Consider the following 2,983-nt stretch of genomic DNA (forward strand, 5'->3'; position numbering starts at 1 on the left):
GTGAACTGAAATATCTAAGTAACCAGAGGAAAAGAAATCAACCGAGATTCCCTGAGTAGCGACGAGCGAACGGGGAACAGCCCTTAAGCTGGTATGGTTCTAGAAAAACGGTCTGGAAAGGCCGGCCATAGAAGGTGATAGCCCTGTATTTGAAAGGGCCATTCCAGTGAAGACGAGTAGGGCGGGGCACGTGAAACCCTGTCTGAACATGGGGGGACCATCCTCCAAGGCTAAATACTACTGACCGACCGATAGTGAACCAGTACCGTGAGGGAAAGGCGAAAAGAACCCCGGAGAGGGGAGTGAAATAGAACCTGAAACCGTGTGCGTACAAGCAGTAGGAGCTCGAAAGAGTGACTGCGTACCTTTTGTATAATGGGTCAGCGACTTACTGTTCGTGGCAAGCTTAACCGTATAGGGGAGGCGAAGGGAAACCGAGTCTGATAAGGGCGCATAGTCGCGGGCAGTAGACCCGAAACCGGGTGATCTAGTCATGCCCAGGGTGAAGGTGCGGTAACACGCACTGGAGGCCCGAACCCACTCCCGTTGCAAAGGTAGGGGATGAGGTGTGATTAGGAGTGAAAAGCTAATCGAACCCGGAGATAGCTGGTTCTCCTCGAAAGCTATTTAGGTAGCGCCTCATATGTATCCTCTCGGGGGTAGAGCACTGTTATGGCTAGGGGGTCATCGCGACTTACCAAACCATTGCAAACTCCGAATACCGAGACGGACTGTATGGGAGACACACGGCGGGTGCTAACGTCCGTCGTGAAAAGGGAAACAACCCAGACCCACAGCTAAGGTCCCAAATTTTGTGCTAAGTGGAAAACCATGTGGAAAGGCACAGACAGCCAGGAGGTTGGCTTAGAAGCAGCCACCCTTTAAAGAAAGCGTAATAGCTCACTGGTCGAGTCGGTCTGCGGGGAAGATTTAACGGGGCTAAGCACAGAACCGAAGCTTGGGGTGCATAACTTTGTTATGCGCGGTAGAGGAGCGTTCCGTAAGCCTGTGAAGGTGAGTTGAGAAGCTTGCTGGAGGTATCGGAAGTGCGAATGCTGACATGAGTAACGATAATGCGGGTGAAAAACCCGCACGCCGAAAGCCCAAGGTTTCCTTGCGCAACGTTAATCGGCGCAGGGTGAGTCGGCCCCTAAGGCGAGGCAGAAATGCGTAGTCGATGGGAAGCAGGTTAATATTCCTGCACCTCGCGTAAGTGCGATGGAGGGACGGAGAAGGTTAGGTGTACCAGGCGTTGGTTGTCCTGGGGAAAGGCGGTAGGTTTGGATCTTTGGCAAATCCGGGATCCTTCAAGACCGAGCACCGAGACGAGTCTTTAAGACGAAGTCACTGATACCACGCTTCCAGGAAAAGCTCCTAAGCTTCAGCTTACGCAGACCGTACCGTAAACCGACACAGGTGGGTAGGATGAGAATTCTCAGGCGCTTGAGAGAACTCGGGTGAAGGAACTAGGCAACATGGCACCGTAACTTCGGGAGAAGGTGCACCATTGCCGGTGGCCCATGCGGGCTATAGCTGGCGATGGTCGAAGTGACCAGGCCGCTGCGACTGTTTATCAAAAACACAGCACTCTGCAAACACGAAAGTGGACGTATAGGGTGTGACGCCTGCCCGGTGCTGGAAGGTTAATTGATGGGGTCAGCCGCAAGGCGAAGCTCTTGATCGAAGCCCCAGTAAACGGCGGCCGTAACTATAACGGTCCTAAGGTAGCGAAATTCCTTGTCGGGTAAGTTCCGACCTGCACGAATGGCGTAACGACAGCGGCGCTGTCTCCACCCGAGACTCAGTGAAATTGAAATCGCTGTGAAGATGCAGCGTTCCCGTGGCAAGACGGAAAGACCCCGTGAACCTTTACTATAGCTTTACACTGAACGTTGAGTTCGTCTGTGTAGGATAGGTGGGAGGCTATGAAACTGTGGCGCCAGCTGCAGTGGAGCCATCCTTGAAATACCACCCTGTCGTGCTTGACGTTCTAACCTAGGCCCGTTATCCGGGTCGGGGACCGTGTATGGTGGGTAGTTTGACTGGGGCGGTCTCCTCCTAAAGAGTAACGGAGGAGCTCGAAGGTACGCTCAGCGCGGTCGGACATCGCGCACTGTGTGCAAAGGCATAAGCGTGCTTGACTGCAAGATCGACGGATCAAGCAGGTACGAAAGTAGGACTTAGTGATCCGGTGGTTCTGTATGGAAGGGCCATCGCTCAACGGATAAAAGGTACTCCGGGGATAACAGGCTGATACCGCCCAAGAGTTCATATCGACGGCGGTGTTTGGCACCTCGATGTCGGCTCATCACATCCTGGGGCTGTAGTCGGTCCCAAGGGTATGGCTGTTCGCCATTTAAAGTGGTACGCGAGCTGGGTTCAGAACGTCGTGAGACAGTTCGGTCCCTATCTGCCATGGGCGTTGGAAGTTTGAGAGGGGCTGCTCCTAGTACGAGAGGACCGGAGTGGACGAACCTCTGGTGTTCCGGTTGTCACGCCAGTGGCATTGCCGGGTAGCTATGTTCGGAAGCGATAACCGCTGAAAGCATCTAAGCGGGAAGCGCGCCTCAAGATGAGACTTCCCGGGGCACAAGCCCCCTGAAGGAACCATGTAGACTACGTGGTTGATAGGTCAGGTGTGTAAGCGCGGCAACGCGTTGAGCTAACTGATACTAATGATCCGTGTGGCTTGACCATATAACCTCAAGTTGCCTTGGCCGACATGACATGTCGATAGACCCAAGTGCACGCTACGTCACAAGACCTACGAGAGGCTGGCGCTTTATCCTGCTCCAACGGATAGCGACCCTCCAACCCTCTCCCTGGTGAAATTAGCGCTGTGGAACCACCCGATCCCATCCCGAACTCGGAAGTGAAACGCAGCTGCGCCGATGGTAGTGTGGCTCAAGCCATGCGAGAGTAGGTCATCGCCAGGGGCTTTACCCACAAACCCCCGCTGCTCACGCAGCGGGGGTTTGCTTTT

Annotated in this window: 2 rRNA genes (1 of these 2 only partly in view); both read left to right on the forward strand. The window is 54.2% G+C overall.

Annotated elements, in window-relative coordinates:
* Nucleotides 1-2,697, forward strand: a 23S ribosomal RNA gene (locus tag AC06E6_RS16295); it begins 181 nt to the left of the window's first position.
* A gap of 124 nt (nucleotides 2,698-2,821) precedes the next feature.
* Nucleotides 2,822-2,936: ribosomal RNA gene (gene rrf, locus AC06E6_RS16300) — 5S ribosomal RNA — on the forward strand.
* The last annotated feature ends 47 nt before the right edge of the window (nucleotides 2,937-2,983 follow it).

It is taken from the genome of Stenotrophomonas sp. Steno-Z10-HUANG (assembly GCF_056393075.1).